We start from the raw sequence: 17,495 nt of genomic DNA, 5'->3' as shown, positions 1-17,495 counted from the left end.
ACCTGTTCCGCCTTGAAGCCACAACATTGGTCAAACCGTGATAAAGCAAGTTACCCTCCGGTATATCATGAAATAGCCGGTCAACGCCGCAACAAGTGGAGCTCATCGCCGCGGAAAACGGTCTTCCAGCCGGCCGCCTCAAGGGAGAACTCGTTCTGGCTCGCCACCACCAGGACGTACCTGGCGGGCAGGCCCGCGTAGTCTCCTGCGGCCAGCAGCCCGGCGACGCGCCGGTTGAGCGGGTCCTCTCCGCGCACCCGCAGCCGGCCACCGTCCGGCAGGCCGACGAAGAGGGTGTCGTCCGCGATCACCCGGCGCTCGAAGAGCTTGGTCGCCGGATCGAGCACGACCCGGCCGCCGTTCCAGGCGAAGGCCCGGTGCGCGCCCCAGGGCAACGAAACCAGCGCGCCGGGGGCCGGGTCGTCGTTGACGATCCGCTGCACGGCCCGCCACTCGGGCGGGTACGCGGCCACCGCCAGCCGCCCGAAGGCCCCGTACGCCAGCGTGGGCAGCACCAGCACCGGCGCCATGACCCCCACGAGCGCCGGCGCGCCCGACCGCAGGGCCGCGGCCAGGCCGACCGCCGTCACCAGGACGAGCGGCGCCAGGTAGACCTGGCCGTCGCGCAGCGGCCCGAATCCCGGCCACACCGCGATGAGCCCTTTGAGCGCCTCCCGCCCCGCCGGGAACGCCCCCAGCGCGGCGACGCAGAACCCGGCCACGGCCGCCACGGCGAGCCCGCCCCACCACGCGGGCCGGTCGGGGCGGGAGCGGAGCCGGGCGTACCCGAGGACGCCGGCCGCGACCAGGAGCAGGCGCGTGGTGGCGGACCACCACGACTCCTGGCCGGGCAGCCCCGCGTCGGCGCTCCAGATGCCGCCCAGCGAGAAGAGGCTGGCCAGCACGCCGAAGGGACCGTCGGCGCGGGCCGCGAACGCGTCCACCCCCGCCGGATCCGTCACCGCGCCCGCGCCGAGCGCGGGAAGCGCCCACGGCAGGCTGTACACGACCAGGATCCCGGCCACCACGGGCACCCTACGGCGCGCGACGGCGATCGGCAGCAGCGTCAGCGCCGAAACCAGCATCGCCTGGAACCCGCCGACCGCCGCGGGGAGCAGCGCCGCCGCCAGGCGGGTCCAGCGCAGGCCCGTGGCCCGCACCGCCCACGGCAGCCCGGCCACGCCGATCAGCAGCGCCCACTGGCCGAGCATGAGCCGCTGCGCGAGATAGATGTTCCAGGCGAAGCAGGCCGCGGCGACCAGCCGGGCCAGCCTGCGCTCCGGCGGCACCAGCGCCGCCGCGCCGGTCGCGGCCAGCACGAAGATCCCGGCCAGCAGCCCCTTCTGCACGATCTCCACGGGCAGCACCCGGGACAGGAGCGCCACGACCAGGTCGCTGGGCACGGCGCGGGGGAAACCGCCGCGGTCCGGCAGCAGGGGCGCGTCGGGCACGAAGAGCAGGTCGTACCGGAGCACCAGGCCCGAGCCCAGCGCGGGCCCCAGGGCCAGCGCCGCCAGAGCCGCGCCGAGCAGCGCGGGCGCCATCCGCGCGAGCGTCGGACGCGCCCTCGTCCGCGCCCTCATCCGCGCGAGCGTCAGGCGCGCGCGGACGGGTGCCGGGGGCACGGGCGACGACCGCTCGACGTCCACCGCGGCACCGCCTCTCCCCCGTCCTCGGACATTCCAGGCACAGGGGAGAGTAGCCGCCACAGACTCACATGCGTTACTTTCCGGGCTCCGGGTCTCGCGGCAGGCCCTTTCCCACCGGTTCCACCGCCTTGCTCGTCGCGCAGGTCGTCAGTCGAGCGCTCACCAGCCGGCCATGAAGTCGCTGCCGTTGGCACGCTTGTAGTCGCGTACGAGGCGGCGGCCGACCATCGTCTCGTGGATCTCGCTGGTGCCGTCGAAGATCTGGGTCGCCTTGGCATCACGGTGGAGGCGCTCGACGCGGCTGCCGATCACCATTCCGGAGGCACCGAAGAGCTGCATGGCCTGGTCGGTGTGTTCGCGGGCAAGGTCGCTTGCGGTCATTTTGGCCACCGAGATCAGGTCCTGGTCGCCGCCCGGCCTCGCCATGTAGCTCTCGGTCGCTCGGAGCGTGAGCTCTCGTGCGGCCTGGTAGGCGGCCCGCATCCGGCCCAGCTTGATCTGGATGCTGGGGAGGTCGCCGATCTTGCCTCCGAACGCCTCGCGGTGGGCGGCCCGCGCGACGCTCTCCTGGAGGGCGGCGCGGAGCAGGCCGCAGGCGTAGGCGGCCGCGTCGATCCGCGCCATGTTGAGGCCGTCCATCATCCCGGCGAAGCCCTCGACCTCAAGGGCGTGGTCGGCGGGCACGCGTACGCCATCGAAGGTGAGGATCCCGCTCGGCAGCCCGCGGTAGCCCGACAACCGGGGGCCCCACTCGCCGGAGGCGCCCCCGGAGGCCATGTCGACGACCAGAGCCAGGGTCTTGGCGTCCCGGGCGTCGGTCTCGGCCTTGCACAACACGATCGCGTAGTCCGCCACCGGAGCGAAGCCGACCCAGCACTTACCCCCGTCAAGGACGTAGTGGTCACCGTCGCGGCGGGCCACGGTGGTCATGCCTCGCAGGTCGGTGCCGGCCTCGGGCTCGGAGAGGGCGAAGGACCCGTAGGCCCTGCCGGCCACGGTCAGCGGCAGCCAGCGGTCCCGGACCGGAGCCGGCGCGAAGCGCGCCAGCAGGTAGGAGACCAGCCGCAGCACGCCGACCTCCATCGCGAGCGGCGCGCACACCGCCGTGAGCCGTTCGCTCATCTCGTGGGCCAGCGGCATCCGGGAAAGGTCGAGACGGAGATCGTCATCGAAGATCAGCCGGACCAGCCCGAGGCCGGCCGCCTGGTCGAGCAGGTCCTTGTCGAACTCCCCCGTCGCATCCATCCGGGCGCCACGCTCGCGGACCGTGGTTTCGAGGAACTCCTCGACCGCCTCGCGTGTCGCCGGGCCCGGCGCGATGGTCTGGTTGGTCATGCCTCTCCCTCTGGTTCCTTCTGGTCGTGGAGGTCGCGGTCGGGCTTCGTCCGATCGCGGGAGCGGAACTGGTGGTACCAGTACGGGGCGAGCTCCGGCGCCATCCGGTCCGCGAGCCGGGACCGCTGGATCTTGCCGACCGACGTGGTCGGCAACTCCTCACCGAAGAAGACGACCTTCGGGCTGGCGTCGAAACCGAGTCGCTCGATGCACCAGGTCCGGAGCTCCTCCTCGGTCACCGGCGCATGGGCCATCACGAACGCCGCCACCTCCTCGCCGTACCAGCGGTTGGCGAAGCCGAACGTCGCCGCCCTGGTCACGGAGGGATGGGCGGCGAGCACGTCGTCGACGGACTGCGGGAGAACGGTCGAGCCACCTCGGGAGATCGAGTCGCTGAGCCGCCCCTCGAGGAAGAACCAGGGCCGTCCGTCCGGTCCGGTGGTGCGGTAGCCGCGGTCGCCGGTGTGGAACCAGCCCTGGGCGAAAGCCGCGGCGGTCGCCTCCGGGTTGCGGGCGTAGCCGAGCATGAGCATGCTGCCGCGCGCCACGATCTCGCCGCGCTTCTCGTCCGCGCACTCCCGGCCCTCGGGGTCGACGACGCGGACCTCGGCATGCCGCACTGGCGTGCCGATCGAGCCACGCATCCGGCCGGCCAGCGCGCCGACGGGCTGCGGAGTCGTCATCGTCAGCACCGACGTGGTCTCGGACAGGCCGTAGAGCTGCCGCACGGGAATGCCGAAGCGCTGCTCGAACTGTTCCGCGGCCTCCGGGCGTAGAGGGCCGCTGCCCGACACCACGTGGCACAGCCCGTGCCCGGGCTCGGGCGTCGACGGATCGGCGAGCAGGTACTCCAGCACTGTCGGTACGAGGCTGCAGGCGTTGGCGCCCGATCTGGCGACGGTCGACCAGAAGCGGTCGCTGCGGAAGCGGTCCATCAGCACCGTCGAGCCGCCCGCGAACCAGGGCAGGAACGAGCAGATGACCAGCCCGTTGGCGTGGCTGATCGGCAGGACGTTGATCAACCTGGTGTCCGGTGTCCAGCCGAGCGCGGCGCGCATCGCGTCGCAGTTGACGAACAGGCCGCGCATCGACAGCAGAATCGGCTTCGGCGTACCACTGGTGCCGCTGGTGTGGAGGCGAAGCGCCGGCGAGTCCAGGTCGGGCTCCGGACCCTCATCCCCGAGCACTTCGACCGGGGACGGCACCCCGGCCGAAGGCAGCACCTCGGCGGGCGGGAGCAACCGGCCCGGGCCGTCCGGGTCGTCGGTGACCAGCCATGGCTCCTCGCAGGCGGCGAGCAGGGCCGCGTGACGCTCCCGCCCGTCGCGCGGGTCGAGCGGGACGAAGCAGGCGCCGACCCACCAGGCGGCGAACGCCACGAGCAACGTCTCGGGGCGGTTGATCGCGACCAGGGCGAGGTCGTCGCCGGGGCGCACCCCCAGGGCACGGAGCCGGGCGGCGACGGACCGCACGTCCGCGGTCCAAGCGGCGCCGGTCCAGGTTCGCGCCCCGGCACGCGAGGGGTCCTCGACCAGGTAGGTGGTGTGGTCGGCGCGGCGCTCGAGAAGGAGCCCGCGATACGACGTCCAAGGCGCGACGTGGTCGTCGACGGGCGCACGAGCCGCGTCCATGTCGCTCTCTCTGGTCGGCCGGGCTTCCATGGTGAGCATCACTCCTCCGACGTGCTCATGCGACCTCCTCGGGTCGGTCAGCGCCCGACATGCACGTGCCCGCGGGAGCGGGCGAGGTAGTAGACGACGACACTGACGAGCGCGACGATCGCGCCGTACACCGCGAACAGCCAGAAGTTGCCGTTGGAGCGCAACCAGACCAGCAAGTACGACGAGGTGCCGCCGAAGATCGAGACTCCGAGGGCGTAGCCGAGCGCGACGCCGGTGGTGCGGATCTCGCGCGGCATCAGCGTGACCGCGACGTAGTTGTAGAGGCTCATGTTGAGGCCGACCACCACACCGCCGAGCACCATGACAAGCCCGAACATCGCAAGGTTCTGCTCGCTGTAGAGCAGCATGAAGAAGAACGTCGGCACCAGCGCCAGTCGCATCGCGGTGAACGCACGCGCGGTGCCGATCCGGTCCGCCAGGCCACCGACGATCGGCCCGGACACGATCCAGATGACTCCCATGACCGTGGTCAGCGCGAAGACCCACGTGCTGTTCTCGGAGTACGTCGAGTTCGCCAGGTTAGGGAGACCGGTGATCCAGGCGTAGTTGGCGATCTGGATGGACCCGATGACGAGCACGACCCCTACCAGAGCGAGACGGGCCCGCCACAGCGTCTTCCACAGCGAGGCCACGCCGCGCCGCTCGGGGCCGTCGTAGCTGCGGCTGACCGCACGGGTGACCAGCGTCTCGGGCAGAGTCTTGCGCAGGTAGAGGACCGCGATGCCGGCCAGCCCGGCGATCGCGAACGGCACTCGCCAGGCCCAGTCCGCCATCGCGGCGGGCGAGACGATCGCGCTGACGACGAACGCCACCGCGCTGGCGCTGAAGATCCCGATCTGGATGAATGTCCCGCTGATCAGGCCGAGATAACGGCCCTCCTCACCGCGAGGGGCGAGCTCCGCGCCGATGGCGTTGGCCACGCCGGCCTCGGCCCCGGTGACCAGCCCCTGGACCAGGCGCAGCACCAGGAGCATCACGCCGGCACCGGCGCCCAGCGTCTGGTAGGTGGGTATCACGGCCACGGCCAGCGAGGTGGCCGACATCGCCGCGACCGAGATCAGCATCACCCGCTTGTGGCTGATCAGGTCCGCGACCGGCCCGAGCAGCGCCGCCCCGATCGGCCGCGCGAAGAAGCCGGCCCCGAAGACGGCCAGCGCGCTCAGCAGGGCGGTGGCCGGATCCTCTGACGGGAAGAAGTGCGGCGCGAGGAAGGCGGCCATCAGGCCGTACATGTTCCAGTCGAACCACTCCAGCGCGACGCCGCCACCGAGGCCCGCCGTCATCCGCCGGTCGGGCCGTGCCACGTTCGCGGGGGCCTCGACGGGCGCCTGCTGCTCCGGGTGCATCGGTTCTCCGTTCGTGCGAGCCGCTCCAACATCATCCGATATTTTGGACGGTCTCCGATATTTGGAGCACGTTGACACACGACCTCGAAGTCGGTCAAGCCCTCGGCTTTCAACCTGCCGCGCCTTGACGCCACGAACCCGAGTGGGATAGGCGTTTAACAGAGCAGACATCGTCTGAAATTTCAAACAGAAGGGTTGGGTTCATGGCCGATTGGACGGTCACCGGCTCGCCCGCGGTCCGGACGCTCGTGGAGGACGGCCTCCTCGGCGCCCCGCCGCCGGAGGCGCCCACGTCGCCTGTCGCGTTTCCCGACGGCGGTTCGTGGCGGGTCGAGCTGCCCAGCGTGGAGGGGCCGGCCGCGGCACGGACCGCCCTGGAGGAGGCGGAGTCGCTCGGCGTACCCGTGCATCGGATCTCGCAGGGCTCAGGCGTGACGATGCTCAGCGATCGCGAGATCACTGACATGGTGCAGCTGTGCCGGGAGCGATCGGTGGAGCTGTGCCTGTTCGCCCGGCCCGGGGCGAACTGGGACGTCGGAGCCTCGCACCTCAGCCCTGCCGGCTCCCCCGGGACACGCGCGCGCGGGACCAACCAGCTCCGAGCCGCCGTCGAGGAGATCATGCGGGCCGGCGCCCTGGGCGTCACCTCGTTCCTCGTCGCGGACGAGGGAGTGCTGTGGGCGGCCCACCGGCTGCGCGCGACCGGCAAACTCCCGGCCGGCACGCAGCTCAAGGTGTCGGTGATGGCCGCGCCCGCCAATCCGGTCGCCTTCGCCGTGCAGGCGGGCCTCGGCGCCGACACGATCAACCTTTCTTCGGACCTCTCGCTGACCCAACTGGCCGAGATGCGGGGTGCGAGCGACGCCACGATCGACTTCTACGTCGAAACACCGGACAACATCGGCGGCTTCGTCCGGTACGGCGAGATCGGCGACATCGTGCGGGTCGCGGCCCCGGTCTACCTGAAGTTCGGACTGCGCAACGCGCCGGACGTCTACCCGGCCGGCGCCCAGCTGGACACGGTCACTCTCGCGTCGACCCGGGAGCGAGTACGTCGGGCGCGGCTCGGGCTCGACCAGCTCGCGCGCACCCCCGGCATACCCCCCATGTCGCCGCTCGGCGAGCGCGACCAACCCGCACTGCCGCGTTTCGCAGCACCGGACATCTCCACGACCCAGACCGCCCATCACGCAGGGAGCAACCGATGAGAGCAGCCGTCCTCCGCAGGCCGGGGTCACCACTGACGATCGAGGACGTTGACCTGGCCGCGCCGCAGCGCGGCGAGGTGCACGTCCGCGTGGAGGCCGCGGGCGTGTGCCACAGCGACCTGCACTACATGACCGGCGACCTCCAGGGGCGGCTGCCCGCTGTGCTCGGCCACGAAGGTGTCGGCATCGTCGAGGACGTCGGATCGGGAGTCACCCGCGTCGCCCCGGGCGACCGGGTGGTGATGACCTGGCGACCGCGCTGCGGCGAGTGCGAGTTCTGCACCAACGGCCGTCCCGCCCTGTGCGTGCTCGGCCGCGTCCAGGGCACCACCGGAGGCCTGCCCGACGGCACCACCCGCCTGAGCGCCGGCGACGAAACCGTCCACCACCTCATGGGCGTCTCGTGCTTCGCCGAGCGCTGCGTGGTCTCCGACCGGTCCGTGGTCGTCATCCCCAAGGACGTTCCCGCCGAGGTCGCGGCAATCGTCGGCTGCGCGGTCGTGACCGGCGTCGGCGCCGTTCTCAACGTGATGTCCACGGCCACGGCCGGCCCGGTCGTGGTGATCGGCGCCGGCGGTGTCGGCCTGAGCACGGTCATGGGCCTGGCCCTGGTCGGCGCCGGTCCGATCGTCGCGGTCGACACCGTGGACGCCCGGCTCCGGCTCGCCCGCGCACTCGGCGCTACACACACGGTCAACGCGACGACCGACGACCTCACCGCCGTCCTCGACGAGGTCGCTCCCGGCGGTGCGCGCTGGGCCGTCGACGCCGTCGGTGCGCCCGCCACGATGGAGCAGGCGTTCGCCAGCCTGAGCACGGGCGGCACCTTGGTGGCCCTCGGCTTGGGCCGAGTCGGAGCGGGGTTCACGGTGCCGGTGAACGCGCTGGTGCAGCAGGAGCGGCGCGTGGTCGGCAGCCTCTACGGCTCATCGAACCCCGTCGTGCAGATCCCCCAGATCCTGGACCTCCACCAGCGCGGCCTGCTGCCGCTGGACAGGCTCGTCGGACGCCGGTTCGCCCTCGATGAGGTCAACGAGGCCTACTCGGCGCTGACAGTAGGCGCGACCGGGCGCTCCGTCATCGTGCCCGGCGCGTGAGTTCAGCCGTGCTCGCCGCTCGCACCCAACTCGCGCGAAAGCGCCCTGGCGCCCTCGCGGACCAAGTCGAGGTCCCGCTCGCGCGCGCCTTCGTTCCAGCGAATGGTCGGCACAGTGATGCTCATGGCCGCGACACAGGTGCCGTGCGCGTCGAAGACCGGAGCCGCGACGCACGCCGCGTCGTCGTTGGACTCACAGAACTCCTCGGACCAGCCGCGGCGGCGGATCTCGCCGAGCTCGGCGACGAGCCGGGCCTTGGAGTCGATGCTTCGCCGCGTCATCGGCTCCACCGACTCGTCGTCCGGGTAGAGGGCGTCGAGCTCGTCGTCGTCGAGAGCGGAGAGCAACATCTTGCCGCCCGCGGTGCAGTGCGCGGCCAGCCGGCTGCCCACGCTCGAGACCAGGCGGACGGCGTGCCGGCTGTCGATGCGGACGACGTAAACCGCGAGCCGGCCGTCGCGCACGGCCACCTGGACGGTCTCGCCGCTTTCCGCGGCGACCGACTTGGCGATCTTGCGGCCGAGCGCGGCCATGTCGAGCGCCCTCTCGTAGGCGCCGCCGAGCTGGAGCACCTTCACCCCAAGGCTGTAGGAGCCCGGCTGGTCACCGGACGCCGTCAGGTAGCCGCGGTCGACCAGTGCGCCCACGAGCTCGTGGACGCTCGCCCGCGGAAGCCCGAGGCGGGCGGTGATCTCGGGCACCCGCAGGCCGCTGGAGGCGTCCAGGAACAACTCGAGGATGTCGAGCCCTCGACGCAGCGCCGGCGCCGTCATCCGCCCGCCGTTCGCGGAGGTCGCTCGCACCCGTGTCAACCGGTCGTTTACCATGACAGACATCGTCTGATATTTCGGAGAATACCGCAACTAGCCCACACGCCAGGTCCGCGGCACCTGCGCCCGGGAGGACTTCTATGAGCACATCTCTAGCACTCGCGCGCGACCGGATGGTAGAGCGCGCCGTCCAGAGCCGCTCGGTGCTCGCGCGTGGCCTACCCCATTGGGCGTCGGGCGAGACCGGCGACTGGACTGTCACCCCCGACGGCGACTGGACGGGCGGCGCCTACGTCGGTGAGCTCTGGCTCGCCCACGTGCTCGATCCCGCCCGGGTCAGCGCCGCGGACGCCCGTGCGGCGCTGACCCTGATGCTGCCGCGGACGGATCACCGCACCGCCTTCAAGGGCTTCGGATTCTACTTCGGCGCCGCGGCGGCCACCCGGCTGGTCGACGACGCCGGCACCGACAAGATCGCGCTAAGGGCCGCACGGGTGCTCGTTGACATGTACGACGAGCGGCTCGGGCTGATCCCGCTCGGGGAGGACGCCGAAGAGGCCACCTCCGTCGGCGCCGCCGAGAGCAGCATCGACTCCCTGCAGGCCATTGCCCTGCTCTTCTGGGCGGCGGACCACACCGGCGACGAGACATTCGATCGGATCGCCACGCGGCACCTGGAGCGGGTCCTGGAGATCCACGTGCGGGCGGATGGCTCGGTTGTCCAGTCCTCCACCCTCGACCCGAGCAACGGCCGGGTGCTGCGCACCCATACCCACAAGGGCTACGACGACGAGAGCACGTGGGGTCGCGCGCAGGGCTGGGCAATGTTGTACGCCGCGCACGCAGCCGTCGTACGCCCCGGAGACCCGCGCTGGCAAGGCTTCGCCCGTCGCACCATCGACTGGTGGACCACGCACGTCCCGGAGGACCTGATCGCGTTCTGGGACTTCGACGACCCCGCGATTCCCGACACCGACCGCGATACCGCAGCGACCACGATGACCATCGCGGCCGCGCTGCGGCTCGCCCACGCGCTCGGCGAGGGCGGCGCGCCGTACCGCGACTTCGCCGAGCGCACGGCTCACGCCGTGGTCGACCGCTACCTGACGCCGACCGGCGACACCGACGGGCGACCGGTCGGCATGCTCACCGGCGGGTGCTTCACGCGTCGCGGCACTGTGCGTCAGCAGGACGCGGCGACGGACGTCGAACTCGTCTTCGGCAGCTACTTCCTGCTCGAGTCACTGATGATCTTGACCGGCGTGGTCCCCTCCGGCCGAATCTGAGCCGGCCCGAACCCACCACCACAGGAGGAGTACCCGTGAGTGACCCACGACCCCTGCCCCTGGCCGGCGTACGCGTCCTGGACCTCAGCCAGGTGCAGTTCGGCCCGCAGGCGACCCAGATCCTCGCCGACTTCGGTGCCGACGTGATCAAGGTCGAGCGGCCGCGCATCGGCGACATCAGCCGGTCGATCGACACCAGGTCCGACGGCATAGAGGACAGCGCGTCATTCATCTCGCTCAACCGCAACAAGCGCTCGATCGTGCTTGACCTGAAGCAACCGGAGGCAGTGGACGTCGTGATGCGACTGCTGGCCGACACCGACGTGCTGGTCTCCAACTACCGCGCCGGCGTGGCCGAGCGGATGGGACTCGGGTGGGAGGCCCTGCACGAGCGATTCCCGCGCCTGGTCTACGCCTACGGCACCGGGTTCGGCGACACCGGCCCGTTGCGTGACCTCGGCGGACAGGACATGGCGCTGCAGTCGTTCGGCGGAGCCGCCTGGCACAACCGCGGCGACGACGGCCGCCCGAGCATCTACCCTGTCCCGTTCATCGACTTCGGCGCAGGCATGGCACTCGTGCAGGGCATCTTGATGGCGCTGCTCGAACGGTCGACCTCGGGTCGGGGCCAGCGGGTGGACGTCTCGCTGATCGACACCGCGGTGTTCCAGCAGATGCAGGAGATGACCGCATGGATGATGCGCCGCCACGAGATCCACTGGGAACGTGACAACTTCGTTGGAGCCTTCAAAACAGCCGACGGCTGGGTGACGATCGTGGGACTGTTCCGACCCGAACCCCTGCGCGACGTGTGCAAAGCGCTCGGGATAGACGACCTGACCCGGCGCGGCGAGTTCGCGACGGCCGAGCTGCAGCAGCAGAATCGGTCGGCGCTATGGAAGATCATGGACGGCGAGCTGGAGCGGTTCGACACCGACGAGGTCCTCGAGCGTCTGGGTGAAGCCGGTATCCTCTGCGGCCCTGTCCTCGACTACGACGAGGTGCTCGCGCACCCGCAGGTGGTGCACAACGATGTCGTACGCACACTCGAACAGCCGCGGCTCGGAAGAGTGAAGGTGATCGACAACCCGATCCGAATGTCAGCCGCGACCGACCGTCGCTACGACCCGGCACCGCTGCTCGGCCAGCACACCGACGAGGTGCTGAGAGCGGCCGGCTGCACTGAGGACGAGGTCGAGGACCTCGTCGCCCGCGGGATCGCCGGCCGCACGGCGGACGACGCGTGACCGCCCCGGACACGGCCGCGACCGCGGTGCGGACCCGCCGCGACGGCGCCGTGCTCGTCGTGAGCATCGACCGGCCGCACAAGCGCAACGCGATCGACCTGGCCACGGTGCGCGGTGTCCGGGCAGCGCTGCGGTCTGCGTCGCGAGAAGAGGAGGTGCGCGCGGTCGTCCTGACCGGCACGTCGGTGTTCAGCGCGGGGGCCGACATCGGCACCTACGCCGAGGGGGACCCGGCCGCGATCGCCACGTTGATGGACGAGGCGAACGCGATGTGCGACGAGATCGCCGATTCCCCGGCACCGGTGGTCGCGGCGGTCGAGGGCGTCGCGCTGGGCGGCGGTTTCGAGTGCGTGCTCGCCTGCGATCTGGTCGTCGCCGCCGAGGACGCCCGCTTCGGACTGCCGGAGGTGGGCCTTGGGCTACTGCCAGGGTGGGGCGGCACCCAACGGCTCACCGCCCAGGTAGGTCCCCGCCGGGCGAAGGCGATCACTCTGCTCGGTGATCAGCTCGACGCTGCCACCGCGGCGGACCTCGGTCTGGTCACCACTGTCTGCGCGCCCGGTCGCGCCCTCGCGGTGGCCACCACCGTCGCGGAGCGGCTCGCCGCGCGCCCCGCGCGCGCGGTCGCCGAGGCGTGCCGGGCGATCGACCTGGCACCGCACGGACGTCGAGAGGAGCGTGCGGCGCTGGACAGGCTCTTCGCCACCACCGAGGCAGCTGACGCGATCCGCGCGTTCGTGGAGAAACGCCGCAGCCGCTGACCGCGTCCCATGGCGGCCCTGCGCCATGGGACGCGCGCGGTCACTTGCCGGGCTCCGGGTCTCGCGGCAGGCCCAGCATGCGCTCGCCGATGATGTTGAGCTGCACCTCGGTGGTGCCGCCGTAGATGGTCATCGCCCGGGTGGCGAGCACCGCCCGGTTCCAGTAGCCGGCGTCGCCGAGCTTCATGTCGGCGGCCGTCACCGCCGCCTGGCCGAGCAGTTCCACGGCGGTCTCGGAGACGTGCTGGGCGTGGGAGGTCGACAGCAGCTTGCGTACGGAGGCGTCCGCGCCCGGCTCGGAGCCGGCCAGCTGCTTGAGCGTGACCCGCAGCGACAGCGCGTTGATGGAGTGGCCCTCGCAGACCACCCCGGCCACCCGCTGAGCCTGCACGGGCGACAGCTCTCGGCCCAGCCGCCCGGCCAGGCCGAGCAGGTCGGGCACGGAGGAGCCGGTGCCGCCCGAGCCGGACGACAACGAGACCCGCTCGTTGGACAGCGTGTTGCGGGCGACCTTCCATCCCTCGCCGACCTCGCCCACGACCAGGTCGTCGGGGACGAACACGTCGTCGAGGAAGACCTCGTTGAACAGGTTCTCGCCGGTCATCTCCGTCAGCGGCCGGACCGTGACGCCCGGGGCCTTCATGTCGACCAGGAAGTACGTGATGCCCTCGTGCTTGGAGCCCTCGCTGGAGTTGCGGGCGATGCAGATGCCCCACTCGGCCACGTGGGCGACCGAGGTCCAGATCTTCTGGCCGTTGAGTCTCCAGCCGCCCTCGACCCGCTCCGCCTTCATCTGCAGCGAGGCCAGATCGGATCCGGCGCCGGGCTCGGAGAACAGCTGGCACCAGATCATCTCGCCGCTGAGCGTCTTGGGCAGAAATTGTTCCTGCTGCTCCTGGGTGCCGTACGTGGCGATGGACGGCACCACCCAGGCACCGATGATCATCTGGGGCAGCCGGACCTTCGCGGCCCTGAGCTCCTGCGCGATCAGCACCTGCTCCAGCGGCTTGGCGTCGCGCCCCCACGGCCTGGGCAGATGGGGCATGACGAAGCCGCGCGAGGCGAGCGCCCGCTTCTGCTCCTTGCCCTCCAGCCCGGCGATCTCCGCGATCTCGGCGCGGATCGACTCGCGCAGCTCGCCCGCGTCCTCCGGCAGGTCGATCTCCATCGAGCGGGAGACGCCCTGCAGGGCGAGCGTGGCGACCGTGGCGGCCCACTCGGACGACGGGCCGAGCAGGGCCCGCAGGGTGAGCGCGCGGCGGTAGTAGAGGTGCACGTCGTGCTCGAAGGTGTAGCCGATGCCGCCGAACGTCTGGATGGCGTCCTTCGCGCACTGGACGGCCGCGTCGGGCGCCATCACCCCGGCGACGGCCGCGGCGAGCTCCAGCTCCTTCGCCGCGCCCGCGGTCGCGCTCTCCTGAGCCTCCACCGGCTCCTCGGGACCGGCGTCCCGCTCCGCCGCCCTGGTGGCGTCCCAGACGGTGGCGCGGGCCTGCTCCAGCGCGACCAGCATGCGGGACAGCTTGTGCTTGATGCCCTGGAACTGGCCGATCGGGCGGCCGAACTGCACGCGTACCTTGGCGTATTCGGCGGCGGCCGTGACGCACCACGAGGCCAGCCCCGACGCCTCCGCGCCGAGCACGATCGCCGCCAGGTTGCGGACGTCGACGCCCTCGACGCCGTCGAGCACCCGCTCCGCGGGCACGGCCGCGTCCGCGAGCTCCACCCTGGCCACCGGCCTGGTCAGGTCGAGCGACGGAAGTGCGGCGAGCGTGGCGGCGGAGGCGTCGACCACGACCCACTCCTCGCCCTCCGGCGTGGTCACCGGCAGCACCAGCACGTCCGCCAGGGAGCCGCCGAGCACGGGCTCGGCCGTGCCGGAGACGACCAGGGAGCCGTCGTCGTCACGGACGCCGGTCAGGGCGCCCGTCAGAGCGACGGCACCGGTGAGTGTGCCGTCGCCGAGGCCCTCCAGCAGGTCGTGCCGCTTGGAGGCGTGGATCACCGCGCTCGCCAGCACGGTCGGCACGTACGGGCCTGGCGCCATCCGCTCGGCCAGCGCCTCCACGGCCACGGCGGTCTCCAGGAGCCCGTAGCCGGACCCGCCCGACTCCTCGGGCAGGTGCAGGCCGAGCAGCCCCTGCTCGGCGAGGCCCGGCCAGAACGGCGGGCGGCCGTCCACCTCGGCGCGCAGCAGCTCCGCCGGGATGTTGCGCTCCGCCCAGCCGCTCACCGACTCGCGGAGCGCCCCGTGCTCCTCGCTCAAACCGATCGCCATGCTCATCCTCCAGCCAGGTCCGGCGCCATGCCAGAACCATATTCTAGAGGATGCTTCTGGCCTAGAGCGGGCGAACCTGCTTCACGATGGTGCTCAGGTCACGCCAGCGCTCCTTGTTCGTCTCGGGGATGGAGGCCATGAACAACGTCGGCTTCGTCCTGCCCACCTCGACCACCGTCACCATGGCCTGGGCGACCTGCTCCTTGCCGTCGAAGGTGTAGGTGACCTTGTAGCCGAGCGTCCACCCCTTGCCGACCGGGATCTTCTGCGAGGCCGTCCACGCGAGCGTGGCGCCCTTCGGATATTGCGTACGGATGGTCCAGCGGGCGGCCTCCGTGGCGATCGCGCGGTAGTCGGCGTTGGAGGAGGGCTTCTTGTCCGGCCCGTCGGCGGGGTATTTCGCCGAGGCGATCACCGTGTGCGGGATGGCCACCTCGCCGATCCGCTGCGCGACCGAGAACGGCGGGAAGTCCCTGGCCTTCCACGGCGAGCCCAGACGTGGATATTTGATGCCGGTGTTCTTGTCGGTGATGGTGCCGGTGACCTTGGCCGCCTTGCCGGACAACGCCGGGAACTTCTTGCTCTCCGGCACCGGCGGCAGCACGATCGGGCTCTCGCTGACGGTCGGGCTGGGCGTCGCCGACGGGGTGGCCGAACTCGGCACGGGAGCGACGGCCACCACCTCCTCCTGCTGCCCCTGGTTGGCGGGCACGTCGCCGGAGAAGACCACGAAGACCAGCAGCACGGCCAGGACGGTCGCGAGGCTGGCGCCGGCCAGGTAGACGACCTTGATCGGGATGTCGCCGAGACCGCGGGACGCCGGCTTGGCCGTGCGCTGCGGCGCCGGATGCGCCTGCGGCTGCATGAACGGCTGCGCGGGTGGCGGCTGGTTCGCGGGCTGCCGCGGCGGCTGGTGCGGGGGCCGCGGCACCTGCCGGCCACCCGGGCCGCCCTGGGGCGGGTTCCCGGCGTTCGGAGGCCGGCTCCCGGCGCCCGGCGGCTGGTTCCCGGCGCCCGGGAGTTGGTTCCCCGCGTTCGGCGGCTGGTTCCCCGCCCGGCCCGGCGTCTTGTTTGCGGCGCCCGGTGCCTGGTTTCCAGGCTGGCCGGACGGCTGGCCCTGAGGCGGGTTGCCGGGCGGCGGGCCGCCGGGTCGGTTCTGGGGCTGCTTCGCGGGTTGACCAGCGGGTTTCACCGGAGTGGACGACCCCTGAGCCGGCGGCCGGGCGATCTGGACCGTCTCCTCGGCGGGCAGGACGATCTTGCGGAACGGGGTGGTGGGTGGATCATGTTCAGGTCTCTGGTCGCCGTCGTCCGCCATGGCCTTGAGATTACGTCACCTCGGCGAGGCATAAATCCTCTATTCCCCTTGCAGAATCTTATTCTGTAAGGTCAGCGAACATGAGGGGTTTCTACGAGATCGCGGCCAACGACCCTGAACGCCCCGCCCTGCTCGGCGACAAGGCGGTCACCTACGGAGCGCTGCTCGACCGGGTGAACCGAGCGTCCAACGGACTGACCGCGCGCGGAACCGGCCCTGGCGACTGCGTGGTCACCGTGCTGAAGAACGGGCTCGACGCCCTCACCATGATGCTGGCGACCTACCAGATCGGCGCGTACCTGGTGCCGGTCAACTGGCACTTCACGGCCGAGGAGATCGACTACATCGTGACCGACTGCGGCGCCACCGTGGTGATCGCGCCGGACGCGCTCACGGTCGGCGAACTCGTGACCGGCTCGCCCGCCGTCGCCCCCGAGCACCGCAGGGCCGGCTCGATGATGCTCTACACCTCGGGCACCACGGGCCGGCCCAAGGGTGTGCGGCGGCGGCTGCTGGACCTGACGCCCGAGGAGCTGTACCCGATCCTCATGCGCAAGAGCTGGCGGCACTTCGGGCTGCCGATGGGCGGGGTGCACCTGGTGTGCTCGCAGCTCTACCACTCGGCGCCGTACGGGCAGGCGATGATGGCGCTGCAGTTGGGGCACGCGATCGTGGCGCCGGAGCGGTTCGAGGCGGCCGGTGCGCTGCGGCTGATCGAGCGGCACCGGGTGACGAACGCCTTCATGGTGCCCACGATGTTCCACCGGCTGCTGGGGGTGCCCGATCGGGAGTCGTACGACCTGTCGTCCCTCACCCACCTCTACCACGGCGCCGCGCCGTGCCCGCCGGCCGTCAAGAAGGCGATGATCGACTGGCTGGGGCCGGTGTTGTGGGAATACTACGGCTCCACCGAAGCGGCCGTGGTGACCATGGTGTCCTCGCAGGAGTGGCTGGCCAGGCCTGGCACGGTCGGCAGGGCGCTGGACGGCATGACGTTCACGATCGTCGGCGAGGACGGCCAGGAGGTGCCGCCGGGCTCGCCGGGCCAGGTGTACGTCGACGGGATCAACCGGTTCGAATACCACCGCGACCCCGGCAAGACGGCGGCGGCCATGCGCGGGCGGGCCTACACGCCGGGGGACATCGGCTATCTCGACGACGACGGCTACCTGTTCCTGCTCGACCGCCGTACCGACCTGATCATCTCCGGCGGGGTCAACATCTATCCGGCCGAGATCGAGGCGGCGCTGCTGGAACACCCGTCCGTGGCGGACGTCGCGGTGATCGGCGTGCCCGACCCCGAGTGGGGGCAGAAGGTCGTGGCGCTCGTGCAGCCCGCGGCGGGCGTCTCGGACGGCGCGGAGCTCACCGCCGATCTGCTGCGCCACTGCGAGCCCCGGCTGGCCCGGATGAAGCATCCGCGGGTGATCGAATACCGCGAGTCGTTGCCGCGTACGCCGACAGGCAAGCTGAGCAGGCGCAACGTCCGCGAAGCGTATCTTTCGAGGTGAGCTGGGC

General features: G+C 71.2%; 13 protein-coding genes. 6 read left to right on the top strand and 7 right to left on the bottom strand.

Annotated features, from left to right (window positions below):
• Nucleotides 1-80: 80 nt before the first annotated feature.
• From ABGB01_RS17075 to ABGB01_RS17060, 4 genes are all read right to left on the bottom strand, one after another.
• On the bottom strand, nt 81-1,583 hold the full coding sequence (locus ABGB01_RS17075) for a hypothetical protein (protein ID WP_347774352.1): 1,503 nt from the start codon (nt 1,581-1,583) through the stop codon (nt 81-83).
• Between the two features lie 225 nt (nt 1,584-1,808).
• Nucleotides 1,809-2,984, bottom strand: coding sequence for an acyl-CoA dehydrogenase family protein (locus tag ABGB01_RS17070; RefSeq protein ID WP_347774351.1), 1,176 nt, complete (start codon nt 2,982-2,984; stop codon nt 1,809-1,811).
• The gene (locus ABGB01_RS17065) at nt 2,981-4,654 is read right to left on the bottom strand and encodes a class I adenylate-forming enzyme family protein (RefSeq protein ID WP_347774350.1); all 1,674 of its coding nucleotides are present in this window, start codon (nt 4,652-4,654) and stop codon (nt 2,981-2,983) included. The genes ABGB01_RS17070 and ABGB01_RS17065 overlap by 4 nt, the downstream gene beginning before the upstream one ends.
• A 38-nt stretch (nt 4,655-4,692) precedes the next feature.
• The gene (locus tag ABGB01_RS17060) at nt 4,693-6,012 is read right to left on the bottom strand and encodes an MFS transporter (RefSeq protein ID WP_347774349.1); all 1,320 of its coding nucleotides are present in this window, start codon (nt 6,010-6,012) and stop codon (nt 4,693-4,695) included.
• Nucleotides 6,013-6,215: 203 nt separating this feature from the next.
• Between ABGB01_RS17060 and ABGB01_RS17055 the strand changes: the two genes are divergently transcribed.
• Together ABGB01_RS17055 and ABGB01_RS17050 are read left to right on the top strand one after the other, a co-directional pair.
• Nucleotides 6,216-7,220, top strand: a complete 1,005-nt coding sequence (locus ABGB01_RS17055) for a hypothetical protein (protein WP_347774348.1) — start codon at nt 6,216-6,218, stop codon at nt 7,218-7,220.
• Entirely contained in the window at nt 7,217-8,317 is a 1,101-nt protein-coding gene (locus tag ABGB01_RS17050; RefSeq protein WP_347774347.1) for an alcohol dehydrogenase catalytic domain-containing protein, read from the top strand. The genes ABGB01_RS17055 and ABGB01_RS17050 overlap by 4 nt, the downstream gene beginning before the upstream one ends.
• Nucleotides 8,318-8,319: 2 nt before the next feature.
• Here the strand turns inward: ABGB01_RS17050 and ABGB01_RS17045 are convergent, their stop codons facing one another.
• Entirely contained in the window at nt 8,320-9,153 is an 834-nt protein-coding gene (locus ABGB01_RS17045) for an IclR family transcriptional regulator (RefSeq protein ID WP_347774346.1), read from the bottom strand.
• Between the two features lie 74 nt (nt 9,154-9,227).
• Between ABGB01_RS17045 and ABGB01_RS17040 the strand changes: the two genes are divergently transcribed.
• From ABGB01_RS17040 to ABGB01_RS17030, 3 genes are read left to right on the top strand one after another with little or no spacing between them, the layout of a single operon-like run.
• On the top strand, nt 9,228-10,373 hold the full coding sequence (locus ABGB01_RS17040; protein WP_347774345.1) for a hypothetical protein: 1,146 nt from the start codon (nt 9,228-9,230) through the stop codon (nt 10,371-10,373).
• Between the two features lie 35 nt (nt 10,374-10,408).
• Complete coding sequence (locus ABGB01_RS17035; protein ID WP_347774343.1) at nt 10,409-11,620, top strand: CaiB/BaiF CoA-transferase family protein; 1,212 nt, start codon at nt 10,409-10,411, stop codon at nt 11,618-11,620.
• Nucleotides 11,617-12,381 (top strand): enoyl-CoA hydratase/isomerase family protein, encoded by a 765-nt coding sequence (locus tag ABGB01_RS17030; RefSeq protein WP_347774342.1) that lies wholly within the window; start codon nt 11,617-11,619, stop codon nt 12,379-12,381. The genes ABGB01_RS17035 and ABGB01_RS17030 overlap by 4 nt, the downstream gene beginning before the upstream one ends.
• Before the next feature lie 40 nt (nt 12,382-12,421).
• On the opposite strand, the gene ABGB01_RS17025 is transcribed toward ABGB01_RS17030, so the two are convergent.
• Both ABGB01_RS17025 and ABGB01_RS17020 read right to left on the bottom strand, forming a co-directional pair.
• On the bottom strand, nt 12,422-14,659 hold the full coding sequence (locus ABGB01_RS17025) for an acyl-CoA dehydrogenase (protein ID WP_347774341.1): 2,238 nt from the start codon (nt 14,657-14,659) through the stop codon (nt 12,422-12,424).
• Between the two features lie 61 nt (nt 14,660-14,720).
• The gene (locus tag ABGB01_RS17020; protein WP_347774339.1) at nt 14,721-15,590 is read right to left on the bottom strand and encodes a hypothetical protein; all 870 of its coding nucleotides are present in this window, start codon (nt 15,588-15,590) and stop codon (nt 14,721-14,723) included.
• 467 nt (nt 15,591-16,057) lie between these two features.
• Between ABGB01_RS17020 and ABGB01_RS17015 the strand changes: the two genes are divergently transcribed.
• Nucleotides 16,058-17,488 carry an AMP-binding protein gene (locus tag ABGB01_RS17015; protein WP_347774337.1) on the top strand — a complete coding sequence of 477 codons (1,431 nt, stop codon included), beginning with the start codon at nt 16,058-16,060 and terminating at the stop codon, nt 17,486-17,488.
• The last annotated feature ends 7 nt before the right edge of the window (nt 17,489-17,495 follow it).

It is taken from the genome of Nonomuraea sp. B5E05, assembly GCF_039880665.1.
In the GTDB taxonomy this organism is placed as follows: Bacteria; Actinomycetota; Actinomycetes; order Streptosporangiales; family Streptosporangiaceae; genus Nonomuraea.
Note: the sequence above shows the minus strand (reverse complement) of the source record. Positions and strands in the feature narration are given on the sequence as shown.

Excerpts from the sequence above, each read along its gene's own strand:
- ABGB01_RS17060 (WP_347774349.1), bottom strand. The coding sequence starts at position 6,012 with ATGCACCCGGAGCAGCAGGCGCCCGTCGAGGCCCCCGCGAACGTGGCA.
- ABGB01_RS17070 (WP_347774351.1), bottom strand. The coding sequence starts at position 2,984 with ATGACCAACCAGACCATCGCGCCGGGCCCGGCGACACGCGAGGCGGTC.
- ABGB01_RS17055 (WP_347774348.1), top strand. The coding sequence starts at position 6,216 with ATGGCCGATTGGACGGTCACCGGCTCGCCCGCGGTCCGGACGCTCGTG.
- ABGB01_RS17075 (WP_347774352.1), bottom strand. The coding sequence starts at position 1,583 with ATGAGGGCGCGGACGAGGGCGCGTCCGACGCTCGCGCGGATGGCGCCC.
- ABGB01_RS17040 (WP_347774345.1), top strand. The coding sequence starts at position 9,228 with ATGAGCACATCTCTAGCACTCGCGCGCGACCGGATGGTAGAGCGCGCC.
- ABGB01_RS17050 (WP_347774347.1), top strand. The coding sequence starts at position 7,217 with ATGAGAGCAGCCGTCCTCCGCAGGCCGGGGTCACCACTGACGATCGAG.
- ABGB01_RS17025 (WP_347774341.1), bottom strand. The coding sequence starts at position 14,659 with ATGGCGATCGGTTTGAGCGAGGAGCACGGGGCGCTCCGCGAGTCGGTG.
- ABGB01_RS17015 (WP_347774337.1), top strand. The coding sequence starts at position 16,058 with ATGAGGGGTTTCTACGAGATCGCGGCCAACGACCCTGAACGCCCCGCC.
- ABGB01_RS17045 (WP_347774346.1), bottom strand. The coding sequence starts at position 9,153 with ATGTCTGTCATGGTAAACGACCGGTTGACACGGGTGCGAGCGACCTCC.
- ABGB01_RS17065 (WP_347774350.1), bottom strand. The coding sequence starts at position 4,654 with ATGCTCACCATGGAAGCCCGGCCGACCAGAGAGAGCGACATGGACGCG.